The organism is Aequorivita capsosiphonis DSM 23843 (genome assembly GCF_000429125.1).
In the GTDB taxonomy this organism is placed as follows: Bacteria; Bacteroidota; Bacteroidia; order Flavobacteriales; family Flavobacteriaceae; genus Aequorivita; species Aequorivita capsosiphonis.
Genome location: NZ_AUBG01000001.1, coordinates 141,496 through 163,133 on the forward strand (window position 1 = coordinate 141,496; position 21,638 = coordinate 163,133).

Consider the following 21,638-nt stretch of genomic DNA (forward strand, 5'->3'; position numbering starts at 1 on the left):
ATAGTTGTGTTTATAACTCTTATCATAAGCAATATAACGAGACTATGCTTTCTCACCGTTAATGAGAATAGAAAATCATTCGAAGTCAAAGAAGTTTGATTTTTTCATTCTAAAATAATCAGTAAAATCTTATCTTGATGAATAAACTCGTTTTACTAATATTACTCTCTATATGTTGTTGTAAGCAAAAGTTGAGCAACACTGAGATTTCGAAAATTAACTTTGATAGTAAACAGCTGTCTTCAATACAATATATAAGCTTTTCAGAATACAATGCTTCTGTTCCAGCAAATTTTGAGCTACATGTTTTCGAAAGTATTGATGCTGGGAGTGATAGTATTTTTTCAAAGAAACACACGTATAAAAAAGGAGTATGGAATAAAACAGAAATATTAAAAGCCAAGCCAAATAAAGAAGATAATGCAGAATTTTTTAATCTAATTTTGAAAGAAAACTCATTAAATAATAAAACATTCGGTCAATTAGGCGATGATTATGACGGTGGTGAAATTGAAGTAACAACCAATAATAACGAACAAATTGCATCATAGATTTCAACTTTTAATTTTTCTCATACTTCTTTTTCTTTTCCAAAAACGGCATCAGCAGCATAAATTTCGCCACTGCTCCAATCAACAAGCAAATTGCCAATATATAAAAGCATAGTTTTTTTCAATTCCTTTATTTCTATGAGCCCATCCTATTTTTTGTAATGTTCTCCCCCATCTTTTCTACTTTTTGTAGGCCTGGCCCATACTATTTAAAGAGTGAAAATGATAAGCTATAACAAAACAACAACCCGCTGTTACGAGGCATCCTAAATAAAACATATTTCTTGCTTTTAGTTGTAAAAAAACGAATGGCATTAAAAGTACCATATTTGCGAAAATAGCTATAAGCGAACTTGCTAATATGAACCCAAAAAAATCATAAATGATTTTTATTTTTTTTGTTAAGAAGCACATAGCAGCTGCAACAGAAGCGATTAAAAAATTACCTAAAACAAATGTAAAAAACAGTATAACACCTCCTTCTTGTGTGTTTTCATTAAAATGCTGCAACAGTTTCCCGTATATATCTAATAATAATTCTATCATCAATTATTGTAAAACTAGTTCAAACTTATTTGGCTCATATAAGAAGTCGAATTGTTAAACTATCATTAGTATTAAAATTCCATTAACTGTACTCCAAGCGGCATCATCTTGTGATAATTCTTCGCTATAATCGGCTTATTTTGTAACTTCTTTAGTATATAACTTCACAGAATGTAAACACGTTAAAAAGATTGCCATTATTAAAATGTGAATTGAAATTTTAATTGTTTTCATGATTAGTTATTTTTTTCGCTTCTTTTAAAAACCATTGTGGTCAGATTGCAGATTTGGTCTACAACTTATTTTTAAGAACATAAAAAGTATGTGCTTTTCCACTTTCAATTCTCAGAATATAAAAGCTTTTATTCGGATTTTCATAAATATCCAAAGGCATAGGGCGTGCATCGCCATCTTCATACATTTTAGAATAATGCTGTATTTTAATCAATTCATTTTCTAACTCTAAATTTAAATAGGCCGTGCCCTTCCAAAGATTGGGATCTTTTCCGTTAATATACAAGTTGAAATCTGGAAAACGGTCTCCATACCACGCTTCCTTTTGAAAATGAACAAGTTTACCTCTATCCTCAAAGTTGAGATCATCGTTAGCAAAATACTCATTTACTGATAAATATAAATCATCGCTGGTATTGAACTGAAACCATTCATTGTCTTTATAAACAATCATTTTCTTAAACCTTTTTTCACGGTCATAATCGTTCTTGTTCTCATAAAAATAATCGTAATTGGAATAGGCCGCATCTTTTAAAAATTCTTTGGATTGTGCTTCATCTATAAGTTTCCCTTCTTCCATTAAATCAAATGGTTTCTTTAAAGTATCGCCATCCCTGAGCCAAGTAACATAATAACTCTTATCTATATTAACTAAATAAGAATCTATGTTAACCAGATATTCATTCTTAAAAGTTAAAGAATCTATAAGTTCTCCGTTCGGGTTAATTTTGTACCAAGAAACGTTTGTTTTATGCTCTCCCTCGCCGTCCTCATGTGTTTTTAAGATAATAATACTATCGTTAATCCTAACAGCTTCTTCTCTATAGATACTTTCTAATTTGATTGCTTTGAAATTTGAATTTAAAAAAACGCTGTCTAAATCACCTATAGTAGCATAGTTACTAAATTCTTCTGGCAATTTCTCAAAACGCAATTCAATAGTTCTATATATAGGAGTTAAATTTCCAAGAAAATAAATTATCAAAGACACAAAAAGCAACCACATCCAATTCCATTTATTTCTAAAAAACTTTAATTTTCTAAGTAAATAACCAATACCAAATAAAAAAGCTAGCACAAAAATCAGCGTTAGGAATGCCATAATCATAATTTTTTTTATTTAAATTTTAAACCTCTTAATCATTAGGGTTATCAAGGCTTACGTTGTACTGTTAACAATTCTATTTTTCCAACTCTATAATACTTTTCTATTCTTTGAATGCCTTTTTATCAGTACTAAACTGTTTATCCCTGTGCTATATATTTAATATGATGCAAATTATATAAAACTCGAAAATAACATTAGTTTCTCTACAAATGAGTCAAAAATTTTAAACTTCAAAATTATTGGAAAGAATAAAATTTTTAATTTTTTGTTCTTGCGGAATTAAAAAAACTCAATAAACATATTTTTTTTTAAAATAGAATTGAATTTAGATTTTGGTAAGTTTGCTTTTGTTCAGTAAAGATTTTAAAAATTTCAAGCTTATGAAACCAATTTACTTCTTGATTCTAATTATCTTATATCCTTTTCTAATGACAGGCCAGATAGATCCTGTGGAATCATCGGAAGATGAAATCATCGTTGAAATAGAAGATACTGCGGAAGAAGCGGCAGGAGTTGAATACACAAAAGATGCCCAAGTTATCGATTATTTCGAGGAAACATATTCGGTAAAACAAGACACTTTGTATATACCTTCAGGAAAAATGTATGTTTTTTTAATTGATGTACATGAAGACTACGACAATGGCGCACAAGTGAGGGGCGGATTTCAAGATACAGAGGAAAAGGAATTACGACGTAATTTTCCGGAACATCATTTTGAATTAATAAAACTCAATGCCCATATCTTTGTTCTTTTTGAAAACAATAAGCACCTGGAGATGAGCGAAAAGACTGATTCTTTTCAATCTTTTGTTTTTTGGAGTGGTAAGCTTCAAGATGACCCTCAGGTTATGGATGGCACCACAAATGCTACCGAATTTATTTCTACGCAATTAGGGCTTCATAAGGAATCGTCCTATGTTGTTAATGGTAGAAAATTTAAACAAGACCTGGACAACATACCTCTGACTAAGGATAATTTCACTGAAAATTCAAAAAAGTTGCTGCATGAATTCCTATCAACTGTTTTTACAGTCCCTTTTCCAGATGAAGATGGCGAAAATGCGAATCTGTTAAAACTGCCTCCAGCGAAAGTCAAAACTATTGTTGCTTCTATCAGCCAAGGAAATAATTCAAAGCTCAAATTCCAGGCACTTACCTTAAACGAACAAGGCCAACCCGTGCAACTGGACATGTACGACGATATGGAACAACCCCAAAGCCAAGTGAAATTTGTATATGATAAGGGAGTCTTGCGTAAAATACTTTCAGATTGGAAACAAGATGTATTAGTCAATTATAATGACGATAAAATCATTTTTTTAAATGATGTTGGAGATGCTAATGAAACTTTAATTTATTCCTTAGACCAGGGTGAATTAGTTTTTAAAAAGTACACCATAATGAAGAATGAAATTTATGAAACAGAAAATTCTTTTACCGAAGTTAAATATGAAAATGGATGTAAGATTCAGTATATACAAAATGAATTATGGAAGAAGGTTTGTAATAGCGATGCTACATCTTTCCCCTATATTCACACTTATACTTCTTATCAAGACGGAGAAGTAATGCAATATAAAAAACTACAAATAACTAAGAAAAACGATCGAACTTTTGAAAAACACTATTCGCAGGCAGAAAATGCAGACGAAAATGATGTGTATGATTTAAGTGCAATCTACCAATTCAATGATCAAGATTTATTAGAGTCATATACCATGATTCGCGGAAATAATAAAAATGTAATTAGCCTAGATTATACTTTTTATGACTAATCACCTATTTTCAAAACATTAACCTGGTTTTGATTACGTTGACTCTTGTTTCAAAGGATATTGAAGAACTAACTATCGATTTTGACTTTTAACCCTGATTTGAGTCATGATTTTTTAAATAAGTTTTTTAGAGCTTTTAGAATTCAAAAAAACCAATTCAATATACCTTCATAGTTTCACCTAATAAGCTGCGAAAAAAAAAGACTTATCAAAAGGCAAAAATGATTAATGCTTATGGTACCTGTTCAAGAACAAGAATATCATTTAGAATGAAATCAACGAGTGACACTATTCTTCAACCGGATATAATTCAAACAAGCCAAGATGCAATCTAATTCCAAAAATGCCACTTTCAGTAAAGGCGGCCTCGTCATCGCCAAAGTTTACCGTTGTATTGGGAGTGGTTTTACAGATAAAAAAATGTCCAGCATTAATACATTCCATTTTGCCATCATTATATAAATCTGTCCAGCCAAATTGTTCATATTCATTTTCTCCTTCTTCCAGATTATATAAAAATCTGTGCATTATCTCTTCATCATCTGTTCCTTCCGTCGAAATAATCCATCTTGCTAAATCGAAACTATATTTGGGAGTTACTTCTTCTGGATTGATATCTTGAGCCTTTCGGATATTTACAAAAATTAATGGTTCATCTTCATACGTATCTCCATTTCTAATTTCAAGTCTGTATCTTCCGCTCCAATTGTCTGTTGCATTGTCTTTCTCGACTCGAATTGACTCTTCCTGCGCAACTATTAAGTTGAAAGAAACTATCAGAATAAGCAATAGACTGAGGTTTTTCATTTTAATATCTTTAAATCATGCTACCACTTACTTATACTTTTTTTCTGAAACAATACTCCCTCGATCATATTCAACCTCTTTTTCTAAATCGCCAGCCAGATCATAATATTTCCAAAGACCATCCTTTTCATCATTTACAAAATTTCCGGTTTCGGCGAGTTTTTTGGCTTCGTTATAATACTTCCCCTCCCCGCTTCTTCTGTGATTTTTATAACCAACTTCAGATTCCAAATTTCCTTTTTTTGTATCAAATTCTTTCCAAACCCCATCTTTTCGGCCGTCCTTAAAATTACCTTCCGAAACTTTTATACCTTTTGATGTGTATTTTTCATAGTTACCATTGGGTTTATCATTTTCAAAAGACATCACTTCTGCAAGTTTTCCAGTATCGTGATAGCCTTTTCTAAAAACTCTATATCCGTTTTTATAGGTAGCTTCAATTTTTAAATTACCCTCTTTTCCATAATATTTGAAAGGCCCATCCAATTTACCGTCAGCATAGGTTTCCAGCTTTTCCATCTTCCCATTTGCGTAGTACTCTTTCCGTGTATAATCTTTGGCAGCTTTATAATCTTCATGCCAAACCAATACATCATCCGTAGTTTTGGCTTCCCAATGACCTGTAGGAAGATCATTTTTGTAATTCAATATTTCAACCCTCGTAACACCTTCCTGAGGAACAATAACCTCTTGCATCCATTTCCCTTCTCTTTTACCATCAATATAATTTGAGCTTTCAATTAAGCGACCCTCATAATTATACCGTTTCCAAGCGCCATCTTCTATTCCATTTTTATAAAATTCTTCAGTACTCACTTTTCCGTTTTGATGAAAATTGACCACCTTACCATCAACAACGCCATTTTTAAATATTGCCTCCGCTTCCTTGCGATCTGAACTATCATAATCTGTTCGGACACCATCAATTTTCCCATCTACAAAACTGATATCGGAATAACTGCCAGATGTTGATGCAATTTTATATTTACCACTTAAAAGTGTCTTATCTTTTACTTTCTTGTAAATTACTTCCTTCCCAAAACGGGCTTGCTCTACTTCATTCCAGGTAATATAGGTTTGAGCTTCTACCATATAACAGCTAACCAAAAGGAAAAGGATAATTAATTTTTGCTTTGTATTTTTCATAAGTCTAATTATTTCAAGTGTAAATTTTTATTCGAAATTTATAATTCCTTCAAGTTTTAAAAACTGAAATCAATGATTATTGTCTTAATTCTGAAATGCACTCTGTAGCCATTTCGTTGGTCGTTTGTTTTATTTCATCCGCATTAGGTGCGGCATCTGGATATCTTGCCATCGTTTTTTCTAATTGGCAGTCACATAACGCATCTACCGTTGTACCCAATTGATCCATAACATTTACCTCAGATTGCTCGAGGCTCCTATTTAATGAAAGCTCACAAGCGGTTTTAAAATCAGTTTTATTTTTCTCGTTCCAATAGTTGTCTTGGCCACAGGACACCATAAAAATAATGCAAGGTATTAGTAATACTGATTTTTTCATATTCGGTTTGGTTTTAGTTTCGATACCAATATAACATTTTCAGACCAAAATGTAGGAAAATTATTATAAATTAGTCTCCAAATAGCTGTAAGAAAAATAAAACCTTAAAAATTTAAATTTCTGAAAAAGCTGAACTTAAAATAAACGCTATAAATCTGAAAAAAGGACAATTAATTCGCTTAAAAGCACCTTTTAACAAAATATTTGTGCTCTTGAAGTCGTAGTTTTTATAAAATAGCTTAGTTTTAAAAATTATTCCAACCAACTAGCCTCAATATGCAAAACCTCACATACCCCCTATCCTCTTCCACCCAAGAATTACTTCATATTGCTGAAGCAAATGCTAAAGGCTATCACAATGATACCTATAGTGCTGCCCATCTCTTGCGGGCACTTTTACATAAGGATATAGGCCTTCGTACTTTAGTAGAGGATGTAAGCGGTGATATTTATTATATTGAAGAATGGGCAGATGTTCGGATGGAAGGTCTGCCACGTTCAGGAAAGGTGCCAGACCAATTACAAGGTGATGACACCATTGAAGCGATTTTTAACGAAGCCGATATGGTGAAGTTAAAAATCGGTCAAGAGGAAATCACGCCTGAATGTCTATTGATTGCCATTTGTACTCCTGGAGTAGGTTTTAGTTATGAACAACTAAAAACACTCCCATTAAAAAGAGAGGACATTTTATCACAATTTGCAACTGATACACCCAAATCAAACTTTGCAAGCGGGAAAAACGGAAGTGCGGTCACAGCCAACAAAACTGCTGGTAAAGATGTACTTTCAAAATATTGTATCGATAAAACGCTACAGGCACGCAATCAAGAGCTTTCAAAGGTTTATGGGCGTGATGCCGAAATAAAAATGATTATCGAAATTCTTGGAAGACATTCCAAACCCAACGTGCTTATTACTGGAGAACCCGGAGTAGGCAAATCGGCACTACTTGATGGTTTTACCAATGCGGTAACCAATGGAAGCGTTCAAGACTCATTAAAGGAAGCGCAGATATACGAGTTGGATTTTATAGAACTGGTTTCAAGCGCCAGCTATAATGGCGAAATAGAAGATCGCTTTAAAAAGATTGTTAACGCCATAAAAGAGTTTAATAAACCTGTACTATTAATAGATGAACTGGACAACTTGCTGGACAAAAACAGTCAGCACAAGGGTTTAGTCAATATTTTAAAGTCTGAATTGGCAAAAGGCGACATAACTATCATAGCTTGTATGACCAGTGATGCTTTTCGAAAGAACGTGGAAAGCGATGATACCCTTTCAAGAAGATTTGAAGTTATAAATCTTGACGAGCCCAGTGAACAAACAACGGAGCGCATGATTTCATATATTATTGAAAATTATAGCGATCACCATCAGCTTACTATTGAAACTTCAACCATACGGGAAGCAATAAAGCTTTCAAAAAGATTTAATAAAGAACGAAGCCTTCCAGATGCCGCCATTGACCTTATAGATAGAACGATGTCTGCCGGTAGATATATGCTGGAAACTTCTGCACCTGTTATTGTCAGTCTTCGCGAAGAGCTAAAAATTATTCAAGAAGAAGAGAATTTTTCCGAAGAGCGAAAACTGGAAGAACTACAATGGTTTTATAACAGTTTGGCCAATAGGGTGAGTTATTTACTCTTTGCAGCTTTAAAGGAAGAAGACCATCCTGTATTTGATATCAATTCCGTTTCAAAAGATACTTCAGAAAAGCTTGAAAATATTTTAGACCTTCTATTAAAAGAGGCTGAAACCGAAAAGAATCAGATTAGCACTCAAGATGTTACTGCAACCATTAGTAATAAGACTGGAATTCCTGTAGGTGATCTTTTGGCAGATGAAAAAGAGCGTCTCCTCTCTATGGAGGACGAATTAAAGAAGCGGCTAGTTGGGCAGGATCACGCGGTAAAAACAATTACCGCTGCTATTTTAGAATCTCGTTCAGGCTTAAGTAAACCAGGACTTCCTATTGGTTCCTTCTTTTTTACGGGGCCAACAGGAACAGGAAAAACAGAACTTGCAAAAGCTTTGGCTGAATTTCTTTTTCAAACCGAAGATTCCATTATCCGTTTTGATATGTCGGAATTTAAGGAAGAGCATTCCGCAGCACTATTATATGGAGCACCTCCTGGATATGTAGGTTATGAAGAAGGAGGCCTATTAGTAAACAAAATACGTCAGAAACCTTATTCCATCGTCCTTTTTGATGAAATAGAAAAAGCGCATCCTTCGGTATTTGATATTTTTCTTCAAATTCTCGATGAAGGAAAACTTCACGATCGATTGGGAAAGACCGGTGATTTCTCACATGCTGTAGTTCTGTTCACATCTAATGTGGGTAGTCAACACGTTGTAAAATCTTTTGAGGAAGGGATAATACCTAAATCAACAGATTTGATGGAAATAATGGGAGGTCATTTTAGACCAGAATTTTTGGGAAGGCTTACCGAAATTGTTCCCTTTGCTCCTATTACCAAAGAAAACATTGTAAAAATATTTAAGATTCAGTTAAAAGACTTACTGAAAGCCCTTGATAAACAAGAAATAAAGCTTATGCTTACAGATGAAGTATATGAATATCTTGCCAATAAAGGCTTTACTCCTCAATATGGTGCACGACCTTTACGCGGCGTAATACGAACTGAATTAAGAGGCCCACTATCCCGAATGTTAATAACTGGAAAGATTGCAAAAGGCAATAAAGTGCTGGTAACTTTGCAGGATAGCGCTTTAAATTGGGAGATAAACGATTAACTTTATAATAAAATTCCTATATTTATTTTTTAAACTATAAAACAAAGAAATTATGATGGACAAATCATACGGCATAGGTGGTACGGAGGTTAAGCAGGATGCCAACGAAGCCCTTCAGGAAATACCTCAAAACAGAACCTTACTTGTTGAGAAATTGACCCAAAATCAACCTGTTAAAGCAGAAATGGTAAAAGGTCTTAAAACGATTGATGACGTTTTTGCGCATTACAAACCAAATGTTGATATGGAATTCAGCAACGAGGATGGCGTTACTTCAAAAGAAAAGTTGAATTTTAGTAACCTCGGTGATTTTGGAAAAAATGGGATTATTAATCAGAGTGATTTCCTTAAGGATCTAGACACAGAAAAAGAGCAGTATATAAAAATTGTAAAGCAGCTAAAAACAAATAAAATTCTACGCGCCGCTTTAACAGATCCTGAAGCGAAAAAAGCGCTCTTGGATTCTCTTCAATCATTAATGTCAGAACTTGACCAAAGTAAATAATTATGGCCAAAGCAGAAAAAGCACAACAGCAATCGGGTAGTCAAAGTCCATCAAAACAACTAGAGAAAAGCAGTGAAGTCCTAGCAAAATATGGTGGGTTTGACCTCTTGGAAGCGACTATAGACGGGGTTCAAAATATGAATCCTGAAAGAAAGGCGCGGAAAAAAATATTCTTAAACGAAAGCGCAAAAAGTAAGGAACGCAAAAAAGTGAACAAGACCTTGGAAATCTGGTCTTCAATCCTCTCCGGAACTGATGATATTTCAGAAATGGTTGAAACAGCAGAAAAACGTTCTCAATCGGCCGAAAAGACGCTCAAAAAAAATGTGGGAAGTGCTATTAAGGAAACCCATGATTTAGAACGTTCTTATCGCTCTATGGCACTCTTCTATAAAAATACGGAAGAAGACAAAATTAAAAATATAACCATCGTTAATGCCGATCTTGAACAGTTAAAAGATTTAGACAATACGCGATTTATTGATGCCATTTCGGAAGAATTAAGAGATAGCTATGATAGATTGGATCTTCGCGATAATTACGGTCTTATGGTTATTCCAGGTTACTTAGGCAATAATGCAGTAGTTGAAAAATGGGCCAAAATTGCATACGAAAACAAGGTAATGCTTGTGACCGATTTCGAACACTTAGACGAGCCGGATGATGTAATGGAAATGTTTGAAGCAGCAAACCTTACAGGTGGCGAGAATCATCGTTCCAACGTAATTATGACCTGTAACTGGCTTGTAGGTCGTGGCAAAGAAGATGAAGTTGGCGAAGAAGACGACTTATTTATTCCTCCTGCTGGCGCATTGGCTGGAAAAATATACAAGACCCTAATGTCACAAGTAACCGCAGGTAAAAAGCACGGTGGTATTAATGAGATTAGCGGAGTTCGCTTTGATCTTAAGAAGAGCGAAATAGCTAGTCTGGAAAAAATGGGCTTGGTGCCAATGGTAAATGAATATGGAAAAGTTATGGCCTTCTCTGCCAAAACATTATTTAATGGTGATAATCTTGGGTTGCAAACCTATTCCGTAGTGCGAGTTTTTGACTATGTAACTAAAGTATTAATGGATTTCTTGAACCGAAGAGCCTTTGAAAACTTTAATGCACGTACTAGAAAAGAGCTTATGGGTCAAATTGTAAAATTTTTGGACAATGTTTCTGGACCGGATAAGTTGATAGAAAACTTCTCAATCAAACGTTTTGAGCAAGATCCAAACCAAAAAGATAGGATTTATCTAGACATCCATATGACGCCTTATTTTCCAGCAAAAAATTTCCTAATTAAAATGGATGGTCAAAAAGGTGACGACGGCAACGATTGGGATGCTGAGTATGAACAGCAGTAAAACTTAATGTTATTTTTAAGAAGGCTCCTTTTAAACTAGGAGCCTTTTTATTTTCACTAAAATCTATACTACTTTTTATAAATTGAAAAGTCTAATGAATGAAAGTCAAATCAATTTTGAAAAATTAATCAACTTTTCAAAATATCACAATTGCCACAGAAGAACTTTACTATGTTTTAAAATGCTTTTGTAATATTTATGATAGAAACTTTATATAATATTAAAATTTCAAGAAAGGTGCGCAATTCGGTGCGTATAAAATATTATCCGCTCCTCACCTACTATAAATGCTATCTTTAAAAAATTCTGGTTAGTTCCTCTTTCTCCGCTTAAAAGCCCCGAAACACTAGTGTTTACGGGGCTTTATTTTTACAGGTGTTTAATTAGGTGTTGTGAGGGATCAAGCCCCATTGTCGTGTTTATCCAAAAATTGTGGCTAATCTGTAAAGGAAGAATTCTATTTCAATTCATACAAAACTTTTGAGAATGATACGATATATCCCCTTTGTTAATCTAGCACCTCCGTATTAAAGTCTAATTCTATCACTATCTTTTCTTCATCGGCACCTAAGTCTATGAGAATTTCTTTAATCGCCTCCATCATTTTGACACTGCCACAGATATAAAAATATTGTAAAAATTCACTTATCACCTCCTTTAAATACTCTTTATTAATTCGACCAAAATGATAATTATCAGAACGGCTACAAGTGAGTGTATTTATAAAATTATCACCTAATAAACGCTCAAACTCTCCCTGAAGAATAATATCTTACTCGGTCTGGTTAGAGCAAATCAACCGGCTACCCCCTAGTCGATTATCCTTTTCAAGCTGCCTGAAATTAGCAATAAAAGAAGTCACTCCAGCTCCTCCAGCAATAAAGGTTCCAGCGTTCTCGTATAAAATATCACCGAAGTAATCGTGGATTATCAGTTCGTCTCCCTCTTTTAAACTATCTAGTTGATTTGTAACGTTATGCTGATATTTATAAATCTTAATTGTAAATTCCAAGAAATACCATTCATTTAAGCCAGTAAAGGTAAAAGCTCTCCCTTTATCTAGCCATTCGGGTTGGTTAATCACAATATCCGTTGCCTCCCCGGTATAAATTGATAGTCTTTTGGTTTTGTTGTCCGGAAACGTTTAACATTCGAACTTAAATATTTCGTTTCCAAGATTTTTTTAGGGTGTTCGTCTCGCCATGTTCCGTTCATTTCGTATTATTTTTTAATGTTTTAACTTAATATCGAGAATGTTATAGCCTAAGAGAAAATTACAAATTTATGTTGTTAGTAGTCTTTAATTTGGCGAGATCATTGAATGTCACCTTGCCAAGCTTTTTCGGCTTGTTGCGGTAGAAATAGCTATAAAACCAGCGTCGCCTTTTTCCTTGAGACATGAACCTTATTCTTAAAGAAGATTTCCATTTAGAGATTCATATTTTCTACAATCCTCTTTCTTCACGATTTCAATGGATTACAACGATTACAACCAGAGGCAAGAAGCAAAAAACTGAAAAAGAAAAGGGGTAAACAAAAGCGATATAACCTAGTAGTTATAACCCAGTCCACCCCGTTAATTAATAATAAAGACAGTAATTCCATTTTCATAGTAGACGCTACCCTGAATTTGAATTACTTTTCTGGACAATCAATGGATTGTTTTCCATCGATTTCAATTTTATACGTCCTCCAAATATTTTTGTATCGCTGTCGCGTAGGGTCCCTTTATTTTGGAAAGAAGGTTTCCATTAAACCTCGTTAATTCAGTAAGACTTTTTCAAGTTTTATTGCCTTCGGAAACAAAATATTATTTTCTAAGTGAATGTGCTTGTGCAAATCATTTTCAAATTCCTGCAAAAGTCCAAAGGTTACTTTATAGGTATTGCAGGCATCGCTTGGCGGAGTGTAATTGCCACTCAGTCTCACTATTTCCCGGAAACGTTCGCCTTCAGCATCGTGGTCATCTTTCATCATTGCCACTGGATTTTCTACGGTTTTAAACGAGGGTGGAATTAAGACATTCCCTTCTTCCTCGGAATTAACGAGTTGTTTTATAAAAGGAAACAAAATCGATTCTTCCTCCTTCATGTGCGTTGCCATCGCAGCAGCAGTTTGGTTGAAAAGTGTGTTGATTTCTAGGAGTTCAGGATGTTCTTCACCATGTACCTGACAAATCTTTTCTAAATACGGTAAGAGAATTTCACTTTGTCTTGTAACATACTTATGGTGAGTTTTTTGAATATAGTCAGCCAATAGGTCCAAAGGCCAATTTTCATAATTTGTATTATCGTTGCCCGCCTCCTTGGTAGCCTCTTCCAATTCATTCAGCAATTGCTGCACATCTAGTTCGTGTTCCAGGCAAACTTGTGAAAGTGGTCGTTCCCCATTACAGCAAAAATCGATATTATGATTTTTGAACACTTGGGCGGCACGGTAATCCTTGGCCACGAGGTCTCCTATATTTTTTTCTATTGTAGTTTCCATAAGTTATAATTTATTAAGAATTTAGATTAAGTTCTATTGTGCTTTATCCTGAAATTGATTTTAGACTCAAGTGTCATTATCAAGGAATATATTTTCTTTTTAGTTCAAGATTATTTTTACTAGTTTATTTTGAATCATTCTAAATACAAAAGTAGACATTTTTTTTATTTAGTACAAATTTATCCGAATTAAACAACCTGTAAAGTTTTCTTACATACAGGTGGTTTCGTCAAAGAAGTTGGAAACGCTAAACACACTTAAAGAAAAAGATTCGAGTTCCAGGAGAGCGTATTATCTCCGGGGTTTATTCAATTTTGAAGCAAATAAAGACGCTGCTGCCATTTCTGATTTAAATAAATCAATAGCAGTAGATCCTACAAATACGCCGGCCAGTTACAATTTAGCCACTTATTATTATCAAAAAAAGGAATGGAATAAAGCCAAAAAAAACGATTAAAGTAGCTTTAAAAATCGAACCTCAAAATGCTGAATATCGCTATTTACTGGCATTAATTTTTGAGCGACAGGGTAAAACTGCTGAAAGCGTTGCCATTATAAAAAAATAACAATTAGAGCAGACCGCGGCAAGTAATTGATGAATAGGAAATCAACAAAGATCAAAGACTAGTTTTATAATTTTTCCAGATAGGTTTCTGTTGCAACTTTCTTTCCTTTGTCTACGTAGTTCGATACAATTTCGGCAATCTACCCTTTGAAATCCATATTCACACAGTGAGTTTTCTGCACCTTTTCTCCATCTAATTTTTTATAAACCTCGTTGGGTTCTAGTAAAAACCAAGCAAGATTCAATTTCTAGTTAAGCTCTATAAGCCTTTTAAAAAAATAAAAATTTCAGTAATAAGCTCTGGCCGCAGATTTGAAAAAGCGGGTACCTCAAGACAGTTCGTTACTGCCGTGCTTTTAGCTTTATTTTATAAACTTGGTGATTCTCCAATAGGATTAAAACAATTTTACAAAGGTCAATGCTAGGTCCACTTTTCCAAGTTTCCTATTGTGTGTTTATCAATTTACTGCGTTTCTAGGGAACGAGTTGAATAGTCTTAACAAGGCCTATACAAATTTTAACCAAGAGCTGTTAGAAGAATAATCTTCAATTACTTTTACCGAATTATCGAAATGAAAAGCACTGAATAGACCGGCTATTTCCTGTTGTACCATCACGATGCAATTATCAACCAGATCTTTTCTAAATCCTTTACCCTGCATATTCAGTACATAGCCCACGCTAATTACCCGAGCGATTATCCTCCCTAAATTCACCATTTTCCGTTGGGAAAGATTACTGGAAATATCAAAATTGAGGTTTTTCTTGAAATAATCACTCGCTTCGGCAGTAAGATCCTGCGATTTTAAAAATTCGAATATATTTGAGACCTTTTTCTTTTTCATGGAACGGATTATCATGTCGGAAATTTGGGAATACAGCATTTCGTTAGACCCCTCAAATATTTGAAAAGGTCTGCTGTCCATAATTCCTCGGCCTCCAATATGGCTTATCCTATACCCATTTGCACCCGAAACTTGGGTTAAAATTTGGGCGGATTCATGCATTAAATCGGTCACTACGGTTTTCATGCTATTCGCTTCCAGTCCATTGGTAGCAAGGTTATTTTCCAAACCGCTTATCTCAACACTTCTTACGCACATTGCTGAACTTATGGTAAAAGCTGCTTGGATTCTGGATAATTGGTATTGAATCTGATCCAACGCCAATAGATTACTGGTTCCTACAATTCGGCTTTTACAGTATTCAGTGGCTTCATCTAGCATCCGTCTTATAAAACCAGCGCCCATCCCTGCAAACTGTAACCTACTTCTATGGAGGATATCAAGCATCATTTTTATCCCTGTGGTCTCAGGAATCAATCTCTGCGATTTTGGAATTTCAATATCCAGATTATTTAAACCGTACGGAATCATAAAAAGACCGGCATTGTCATAGATTTCTTCAACCTTTATCTGCTGTTTTTCTTTTGTATTATCGGCAATATAGAAATCCATGTCCCGCGATAGATTGCCATTGTCCATTTTCTTTCTGGCGGCAATCAACCAATAGTCTGCCATTCCCGTAAGCCCTTGCCAATGCTTTGAACCTTTAACCTTGTAGCTATCTTTAGATTCAGTACTGAAAGTTTCCATGTTTAAAGCATCGCTGCCAAAATCAGGTTCAGTAATCATAAGCCCCCCCATATTCTGATTCTTGAGAAAGCGATTAAAAATGTCAGCCTTTACCGATGGATCAGCGTATTTTGAAATAGGTTCTAAAAACAAGGCGATATTTATCCCAAAGATAAGCGAAAGGGAGAGCGATTCGTATGATGCAACCGACAGCAATTCCAAACATTCTTTTACGTGGCTCCCACGACCTCCGTATTCTGCAGGAATCGCGACAGATAAGGGGTTTTTTGACATAATCTTTGCTAAAATTTCGGGAGGTAAGCCGCGTTCTAGGCTTAACTGATCAATATCATCTTTCACATGAAATGATTGCTTTAGAGTGGCTTCAAAATCTTTGATGAATACCGAGAATTTAGTTTGTGCTTCCATGGGGATAATGATTCTAGGCTTTATTTGCCGTTATTTTAGATTATTCAAGGAAATCCATCGTTACTATTGCAATTAGTTTGAAGTTGTTCTATCATCAGCTTCAAATCATTTGAAATGGGTTTGTAAGTGCAAATTTGTCAATCGATTTTCCAGTTTCAAAAATAATAAATATTATTTAGAATGAGTTTAAACAATTGTCTAATTTGTAAAATCAATTGCGGAAGAAAACGAAAAAATGGCTTTATTAACTGATCTAGGATGCAGCCTTGTTTATCTGAAATCCATGATGGCTATCTAAAGTATATTGTTATCCACCCGACACCCATTTGGGCATTCCTCAAACAATGATTGCTTCTTATTTAGGAATTCCCCCCAAAAAGTTTAAGCCGCGTCCGTAAGGAATTGGCGCTAAAAAACTTAAAGAAATAATTTATTATCCTACTTCATTTCAGCCAAGTTGAAATTCAGTTATTTTCGTTTTTTCTTAATTAATTTTACTAAAACACCCAGCAATACCGTTTGTTTTCAAAGCTATAACAAATCATTTTTCATCTTCATTTTCACCTTCAACTTCAACTTCAACTTCACCTTCATCTTCAACTTCATCTTCTTACCATACATCAATGCACAGCATTATATCGCTTCGTAGTTTTGTAGTAAAATAAAACGTCTAACTCAAAAACCGAAAAAAATGGATACAACATGAAAAACAATTTGAAAATTAGATCCAACACATTCTGAAATAGAATTCAAAGTAAAACATATGATGATTTCTACAGTTTCAGGGAGTTTTGGTGAGTTTGAGGCAACTGTAGAAGCAGCTGATGACACTTTTAAAGATGCAAAATTCAGTTTCAGTGCAAAAATCAATTCCATCAGCACAAAAAATCAGGACAGAGACACGCATTTAAAGTCGGATGACTTTTTCAATGCTGAAAAGTTCCCTAATCTAATTTTCAAGTCAAAATCATTTGATGGAGAAACGGTGGTCGGCGATTTGACGATTAGAGATGTAACCAAGGAAATCTCCCTTCAAGTTGATTTCAACGGAATAGCCGATGACCAATATGGACAGACCAAAGCAGGTTTTGAAACTACGGGAACTCTTAACCGTAAGGACTTCCAATTAAACTGGAACGCAGTAACCGAAGCTGGTAATGTTGTAGTGAGTGATAAAGTGAGGCTGATAGCCAATCTTGAATTTATCAAGCAATAATAAAATACCTCAGGGCAGGGCTCACGAGCTACTAAAATTACAAAAAATGCAATCCAAGATTCACGAATACCAAAACAAATTTTTCAGCAATGAGTAAAACGATATATCACAAAGCAGATACAAGAGGACACGCCAATCACGGTTGGTTGAATTCCTACCACAGCTTTAGTTTTGCAAATTACCACAATCCTGAACGGATGAATTTTGGCGTCCTTAGGGTATTAAACGATGATACCGTTTCGGGAGGAATGGGATTTGGAAAACATCCGCATCGAGATATGGAAATTATCAGCATTCCCTTAGAAGGCGACCTACGACACGGTGACAGTATGGGAAGTAACGGAATCATAAAAATAGGAGAAGTACAGGTAATGAGCGCGGGAACCGGAGTTGTGCATTCCGAAAAAAATGCCAATAGCGACAAAGACGTGAAGTTCCTTCAAATTTGGGTCATTCCAAAGGAACAAAACGTCGCTCCTCGGTATGATCAAATAAGGCTTGCTGAAAACGAAAAACCCAATGATTTTCAGCTGATCGTTTCACCTGACAAAGAAGATGAAGGCGTATGGATCCATCAAGATGCGTGGTTTTATTTAGCGAAATTCGATCAGGGAACCGTCAAGGAATATACCATTAAAAAAGAGGGCAATGGCGTGTATGTTTTTATCCTTGACGGCAAGGCTAAAATCGGCGACCAAATTTTGGAAAGAAGAGATGGTTTGGGAATTAGCGAGACGGATGCTTTCAAACTGGAAGCCCTTGAAGATTTCGAAATACTTTTAATGGACGTGCCAATGGCGCTACCTGAGTAAACTATGAAAATTGAAGTTGAGAATGTTGAACTAAGTATCTATTAAAGGCAAGTTCTCGAAAATTTGAAAAAATAGATTAATTCAAACGAGTAAGGCTTCAGAATAGCCTTTAACAAAGCACTTAAATTCATTCTCTCAAAATTATTAATGTTCCCGAATGGCGATTTTTAAAATTTCATTTGTAATGCTTTTGGACGGCACATTGTTTAGTTTTTTAATTATTAGAATCTATTCAATGGATTTTTGATCTAAACATTTGAGTTTGTCAGAAGAAAAAAATCATAGTGCAGCGGCACTTCAAATAAATCAACTTTTTTTATTTAAAATAGTTGTTCGTTTATTTTTTTACATACATTTGTCGCACAATTAGAAACAACAATGAACAATCTAAATATTATTCCTTCAATTATTATAGCAAATGTGATTATCACAGCTGCTGAGGGAATGCTATAAAATATATTCGAAATATTTAAAAAGCCTCCCGAGAAATCAGGAGGCTTTTTTTATTGCTTCAAAATCTAGAAATGACAACATATAAAAACATAATTATTATCAGCATTATTATTCGCTCCACAGAGTGAGTCAGGCTGGTATATCCAATTTTTAGCCTTTCTCATTCATTTGAGAAAGGCTTTTTTATTTTACACAAGTTCGAAACATGAAAACAAGTACCATCATAATTATCAGCATTATTATTATTTGCCCACCCGGGTGAGTCAGGCTGGTATTGTCCAAACTTTAAGCCTTTCTCATTCATTTGAGAAAGGCTTTTTTTATTTAATAAACCCAAAAATTAAAATCAAACCAATATGTATTACAACAACAACACGCTAATCTATCTCGATGGCAAGTTTGTCAAAGCCAACGAAGCTTCAACAGATCTTTACAGCCAAACCCTTCACTATGGTTATGGCGTATTTGAAGGAATCCGAGCCTATGCTAGCGATAATGGCACTCGTGTCTTTAAGGTAAAAGAACATTATGACCGATTAAAAAATTCAGCAGAACTCATCAAAATTCCGTTCGATTACGATGTGCAGGAATTAGTGGACGCCACTTATGAGCTTTTGGAAAAAAACAACTTTACCGATGCTTATGTTCGTCCGTTAGTTTTCTGCGATCCAAATATGTCACTTTCCAGACCCAACAAGGTTTCCATAATGATCTGCGCTTGGGAATGGGGCGCCTATTTAGGCGATAAACAATTGCGATTAACGCTTTCCTCCTACTGCCGACCGCACCCGCGTTCCATAAAAATTGAGGCTAAAGTTTGTGGTCATTATGTGAATTCCATCCTAGCCACCAACGAGGCAAAAGACAAAGGTTTTGACGAAGCTTTGCTTTTAGATAGCGATGGTTATTTAGCTGAAGGTCCCGGCGCCAACCTGTTTTTTGAAAAAGATGGCGTTTTATACACACCTCAATTAGGAAACATTCTTCCAGGAATTACACGCGCTACAGTTTTGGAATTAGCTGAAGAAATGGGGGTTGAAGTGAAACAAGGTCTTTACAAACCTAAAATATTAGCCTTGGCCGATAGCGCTTTTTATTGCGGAACGGCGGCTGAAGTCATTGGGATTGAATCCGTAGACGAAAGAAAATTTCCTAAAGAATGGAGCGATAGCCTAGGAAATAAATTACAGGAAGCCTATTCGCAATTGGTTAGAGCATCAGAAAAAACACTAAGCACAACATACTAATGAGCACATTAAACAAATACAGCAAAACAATAACCCAAGACGAAACCCAACCAGCCGCACAAGCCATGCTTTACGGCATCGGGTTAACGGAAGAAGATTTACAAAAAGCCCAAGTAGGCATTGTAAGTACCGGTTATGAAGGCAATACCTGCAATATGCATCTAAACGATTTGGCGAAATCAGTGAAATTTGGAGTGAAATCTGAAAACCTTGTCGGCTTAATTTTTAACACCATTGGCGTAAGTGATGGAATCTCCAACGGCACAGACGGGATGCGATTTTCATTGGTTTCTCGAGATGTTATTGCAGATTCTATTGAAACAGTAGTCAGCGCGCAATGGTACGATGCAGTTTTAGCCGTAGTGGGTTGCGACAAAAATATGCCGGGTTCCGTGATGGCGATGGGAAGATTGAACCGTCCTTCAATAATGATTTACGGTGGAAGCATTCATTCTGGGAAATGGAAAGGCGAATCCTTAAACATCGTTTCGGCATTTGAAGCTTTAGGAAAGAAATTCAGCAATACCATAACTCCCGAGGATTTTAAAGGAGTCATAAAAAATGCGTGTCCCGGCGCTGGCGCTTGCGGCGGAATGTACACCGCAAATACAATGGCTTCCGCAATTGAAGCTTTGGGAATGAGCTTGCCTTACAGTTCCTCAAATCCTGCTTTGAGTGCCGAAAAGAATCAAGAGTGTTTAAACGCCGGAAAAGCAATTAAGGTTTTACTGGAAAAAGACATCAAGCCGAAAGACATCATGACAAAAAAGACTTTCGAAAATGCGATGACGATGGTTACAGTTCTTGGAGGCTCTACCAATGCCGTGATGCATTTGATAGCCATGGCACATTCGGTTGATATAAAATTGACTTTGGAAGATTTTCAAAAAGTAAGTGATAAAACCCCTGTCTTGGCCGATTTAAAACCATCCGGAAAATACTTGATGGAAGATTTACACGCTGTGGGCGGCGTTCCGGCGGTAATGAAATATCTATTGGAAAACAAGTTGTTACACGGAGATTGCTTAACAGTTACCGGAAAAACAGTAGCCGAAAATTTAGCTGATGTGCCGAGTTTAACAGAAGGTCAGGATGTATTTCTTCCGTTAAAATCGCCTTTAAAGCCTACAGGACATTTACAAATTCTCTTCGGAAACCTAGCATCTGGAGGAAGTGTGGCAAAAATAAGCGGGAAAGAAGGCGACTATTTTGAAGGAACGGCAAAAGTTTACGATGATGAATACGCTGTAATTGCAGGTATAAAAAACGGAGAAGTAAAATCAGGGAATGTGGTGGTAATTCGTTTTTGCGGCCCAAAAGGTGGCCCCGGAATGCCCGAAATGCTAAAACCAACTTCCGCAATAATGGGCGCGGGATTAGGAAAAGACGTTGCTTTAATTACCGATGGAAGATTTTCAGGAGGTACTCACGGCTTTGTGGTTGGGCATATTACTCCTGAAGCTTACGATGGAGGAACCATTGCACTTGTAGAAGACGGAGATAACATTACCATCGATACAAAAAATAACACGCTCCAATTAAAAGTTAGCGAAGACGAACTAGCTAAACGAAAATTCGAATGGAAACAGCCCAAACTCAAAGCGACGAAAGGAGTTTTATACAAATATGCCAAATGTGTTTCATGTGCTTCAACCGGCTGTGTAACCGATAATTAATTTT

The 21,638-nt window shown here is 35.4% G+C and carries 16 protein-coding genes and 1 pseudogene; 9 read left to right on the forward strand and 8 right to left on the reverse strand.

The window, feature by feature from the left end:
• Window positions 1-137: 137 nt before the first annotated feature.
• A complete protein-coding gene (locus G440_RS0100810) occupies window positions 138-551 on the forward strand; it encodes a hypothetical protein (RefSeq protein ID WP_157417793.1) in 414 nt (137 codons plus the stop codon).
• Window positions 552-731: 180 nt separating this feature from the next.
• Here the strand turns inward: G440_RS0100810 and G440_RS0100820 are convergent, their stop codons facing one another.
• Both G440_RS0100820 and G440_RS0100825 read right to left on the reverse strand, forming a co-directional pair.
• Window positions 732-1,097, reverse strand: a complete 366-nt coding sequence (locus G440_RS0100820; protein WP_026449556.1) for a hypothetical protein — start codon at window positions 1,095-1,097, stop codon at window positions 732-734.
• Window positions 1,098-1,389: 292 nt separating this feature from the next.
• Window positions 1,390-2,433, reverse strand: coding sequence for a hypothetical protein (locus tag G440_RS0100825; protein ID WP_157417795.1), 1,044 nt, complete (start codon window positions 2,431-2,433; stop codon window positions 1,390-1,392).
• 386 nt (window positions 2,434-2,819) lie between these two features.
• Between G440_RS0100825 and G440_RS0100830 the strand changes: the two genes are divergently transcribed.
• Window positions 2,820-4,217, forward strand: a complete 1,398-nt coding sequence (locus tag G440_RS0100830; protein WP_157417797.1) for a hypothetical protein — start codon at window positions 2,820-2,822, stop codon at window positions 4,215-4,217.
• A 288-nt stretch (window positions 4,218-4,505) separates the two neighbouring features.
• Here the strand turns inward: G440_RS0100830 and G440_RS0100835 are convergent, their stop codons facing one another.
• From G440_RS0100835 to G440_RS0100845, 3 genes are all read right to left on the reverse strand, one after another.
• Window positions 4,506-5,024, reverse strand: a complete 519-nt coding sequence (locus G440_RS0100835) for a hypothetical protein (protein WP_026449559.1) — start codon at window positions 5,022-5,024, stop codon at window positions 4,506-4,508.
• A gap of 27 nt (window positions 5,025-5,051) precedes the next feature.
• Window positions 5,052-6,170 carry a toxin-antitoxin system YwqK family antitoxin gene (locus tag G440_RS0100840; RefSeq protein ID WP_026449560.1) on the reverse strand — a complete coding sequence of 373 codons (1,119 nt, stop codon included), beginning with the start codon at window positions 6,168-6,170 and terminating at the stop codon, window positions 5,052-5,054.
• Between the two features lie 76 nt (window positions 6,171-6,246).
• The gene (locus tag G440_RS0100845; protein ID WP_157417799.1) at window positions 6,247-6,549 is read right to left on the reverse strand and encodes a hypothetical protein; all 303 of its coding nucleotides are present in this window, start codon (window positions 6,547-6,549) and stop codon (window positions 6,247-6,249) included.
• Between the two features lie 276 nt (window positions 6,550-6,825).
• Here G440_RS0100845 and G440_RS0100850 point away from each other — a divergent pair, with 276 nt between their 5' ends.
• Genes G440_RS0100850 through G440_RS0100860 form a run of 3 tightly spaced genes read left to right on the forward strand, consistent with a single transcriptional unit; the run spans window position 6,826 to window position 11,175 of the window.
• Entirely contained in the window at window positions 6,826-9,315 is a 2,490-nt protein-coding gene (locus G440_RS0100850) for an ATP-dependent Clp protease ATP-binding subunit (protein ID WP_026449562.1), read from the forward strand.
• Window positions 9,316-9,370: 55 nt separating this feature from the next.
• Complete coding sequence (locus G440_RS0100855; protein ID WP_026449563.1) at window positions 9,371-9,820, forward strand: type VI secretion system contractile sheath small subunit; 450 nt, start codon at window positions 9,371-9,373, stop codon at window positions 9,818-9,820.
• A gap of 2 nt (window positions 9,821-9,822) precedes the next feature.
• Window positions 9,823-11,175, forward strand: a complete 1,353-nt coding sequence (locus tag G440_RS0100860; protein ID WP_026449564.1) for a DUF5458 family protein — start codon at window positions 9,823-9,825, stop codon at window positions 11,173-11,175.
• Window positions 11,176-11,947: 772 nt separating this feature from the next.
• On the opposite strand, the gene G440_RS20505 is transcribed toward G440_RS0100860, so the two are convergent.
• The 3 genes from G440_RS20505 to G440_RS0100890 all read right to left on the reverse strand — a co-directional run bounded on the left by G440_RS20505 (window position 11,948) and on the right by G440_RS0100890 (window position 16,230).
• Window positions 11,948-12,259, reverse strand: a complete 312-nt coding sequence (locus G440_RS20505) for a ferredoxin reductase domain-containing protein (protein ID WP_051285055.1) — start codon at window positions 12,257-12,259, stop codon at window positions 11,948-11,950.
• A 677-nt stretch (window positions 12,260-12,936) separates the two neighbouring features.
• The gene (gene ric / locus G440_RS0100875) at window positions 12,937-13,662 is read right to left on the reverse strand and encodes an iron-sulfur cluster repair di-iron protein (protein ID WP_026449565.1); all 726 of its coding nucleotides are present in this window, start codon (window positions 13,660-13,662) and stop codon (window positions 12,937-12,939) included.
• Between the two features lie 1,071 nt (window positions 13,663-14,733).
• Window positions 14,734-16,230 carry an acyl-CoA dehydrogenase family protein gene (locus tag G440_RS0100890; RefSeq protein WP_034258728.1) on the reverse strand — a complete coding sequence of 499 codons (1,497 nt, stop codon included), beginning with the start codon at window positions 16,228-16,230 and terminating at the stop codon, window positions 14,734-14,736.
• Between the two features lie 721 nt (window positions 16,231-16,951).
• Here G440_RS0100890 and G440_RS19200 point away from each other — a divergent pair.
• The 4 genes and pseudogenes from G440_RS19200 to ilvD form a co-directional block, all read left to right on the forward strand.
• Window positions 16,952-17,446: pseudogene (locus G440_RS19200) on the forward strand (YceI family protein); the annotation flags it as partial.
• An 89-nt stretch (window positions 17,447-17,535) separates the two neighbouring features.
• Window positions 17,536-18,258 carry a pirin family protein gene (locus G440_RS0100900; RefSeq protein ID WP_026449568.1) on the forward strand — a complete coding sequence of 241 codons (723 nt, stop codon included), beginning with the start codon at window positions 17,536-17,538 and terminating at the stop codon, window positions 18,256-18,258.
• 809 nt (window positions 18,259-19,067) lie between these two features.
• Window positions 19,068-19,958, forward strand: a complete 891-nt coding sequence (locus G440_RS0100910; protein WP_026449569.1) for a branched-chain amino acid transaminase — start codon at window positions 19,068-19,070, stop codon at window positions 19,956-19,958.
• The gene (ilvD, locus tag G440_RS0100915) at window positions 19,958-21,634 is read left to right on the forward strand and encodes a dihydroxy-acid dehydratase (RefSeq protein ID WP_026449570.1); all 1,677 of its coding nucleotides are present in this window, start codon (window positions 19,958-19,960) and stop codon (window positions 21,632-21,634) included. The genes G440_RS0100910 and ilvD overlap by 1 nt, the downstream gene beginning before the upstream one ends.
• Window positions 21,635-21,638: the final 4 nt, after the last annotated feature.

Coding starts and splice junctions, on each gene's coding strand:
- G440_RS0100810 (WP_157417793.1), top strand. CDS start 138: ATGAATAAACTCGTTTTACTAATATTACTCTCTATATGTTGTTGTAAG.
- G440_RS0100820 (WP_026449556.1), bottom strand. CDS start 1,097: ATGATAGAATTATTATTAGATATATACGGGAAACTGTTGCAGCATTTT.
- G440_RS0100825 (WP_157417795.1), bottom strand. CDS start 2,433: ATGGCATTCCTAACGCTGATTTTTGTGCTAGCTTTTTTATTTGGTATT.
- G440_RS0100830 (WP_157417797.1), top strand. CDS start 2,820: ATGAAACCAATTTACTTCTTGATTCTAATTATCTTATATCCTTTTCTA.
- G440_RS0100835 (WP_026449559.1), bottom strand. CDS start 5,024: ATGAAAAACCTCAGTCTATTGCTTATTCTGATAGTTTCTTTCAACTTA.
- G440_RS0100840 (WP_026449560.1), bottom strand. CDS start 6,170: ATGAAAAATACAAAGCAAAAATTAATTATCCTTTTCCTTTTGGTTAGC.
- G440_RS0100845 (WP_157417799.1), bottom strand. CDS start 6,549: ATGAAAAAATCAGTATTACTAATACCTTGCATTATTTTTATGGTGTCC.
- G440_RS0100850 (WP_026449562.1), top strand. CDS start 6,826: ATGCAAAACCTCACATACCCCCTATCCTCTTCCACCCAAGAATTACTT.
- G440_RS0100855 (WP_026449563.1), top strand. CDS start 9,371: ATGGACAAATCATACGGCATAGGTGGTACGGAGGTTAAGCAGGATGCC.
- G440_RS0100860 (WP_026449564.1), top strand. CDS start 9,823: ATGGCCAAAGCAGAAAAAGCACAACAGCAATCGGGTAGTCAAAGTCCA.
- ric (WP_026449565.1), bottom strand. CDS start 13,662: ATGGAAACTACAATAGAAAAAAATATAGGAGACCTCGTGGCCAAGGAT.
- G440_RS0100890 (WP_034258728.1), bottom strand. CDS start 16,230: ATGGAAGCACAAACTAAATTCTCGGTATTCATCAAAGATTTTGAAGCC.
- G440_RS0100900 (WP_026449568.1), top strand. CDS start 17,536: ATGAGTAAAACGATATATCACAAAGCAGATACAAGAGGACACGCCAAT.
- G440_RS0100910 (WP_026449569.1), top strand. CDS start 19,068: ATGTATTACAACAACAACACGCTAATCTATCTCGATGGCAAGTTTGTC.
- ilvD (WP_026449570.1), top strand. CDS start 19,958: ATGAGCACATTAAACAAATACAGCAAAACAATAACCCAAGACGAAACC.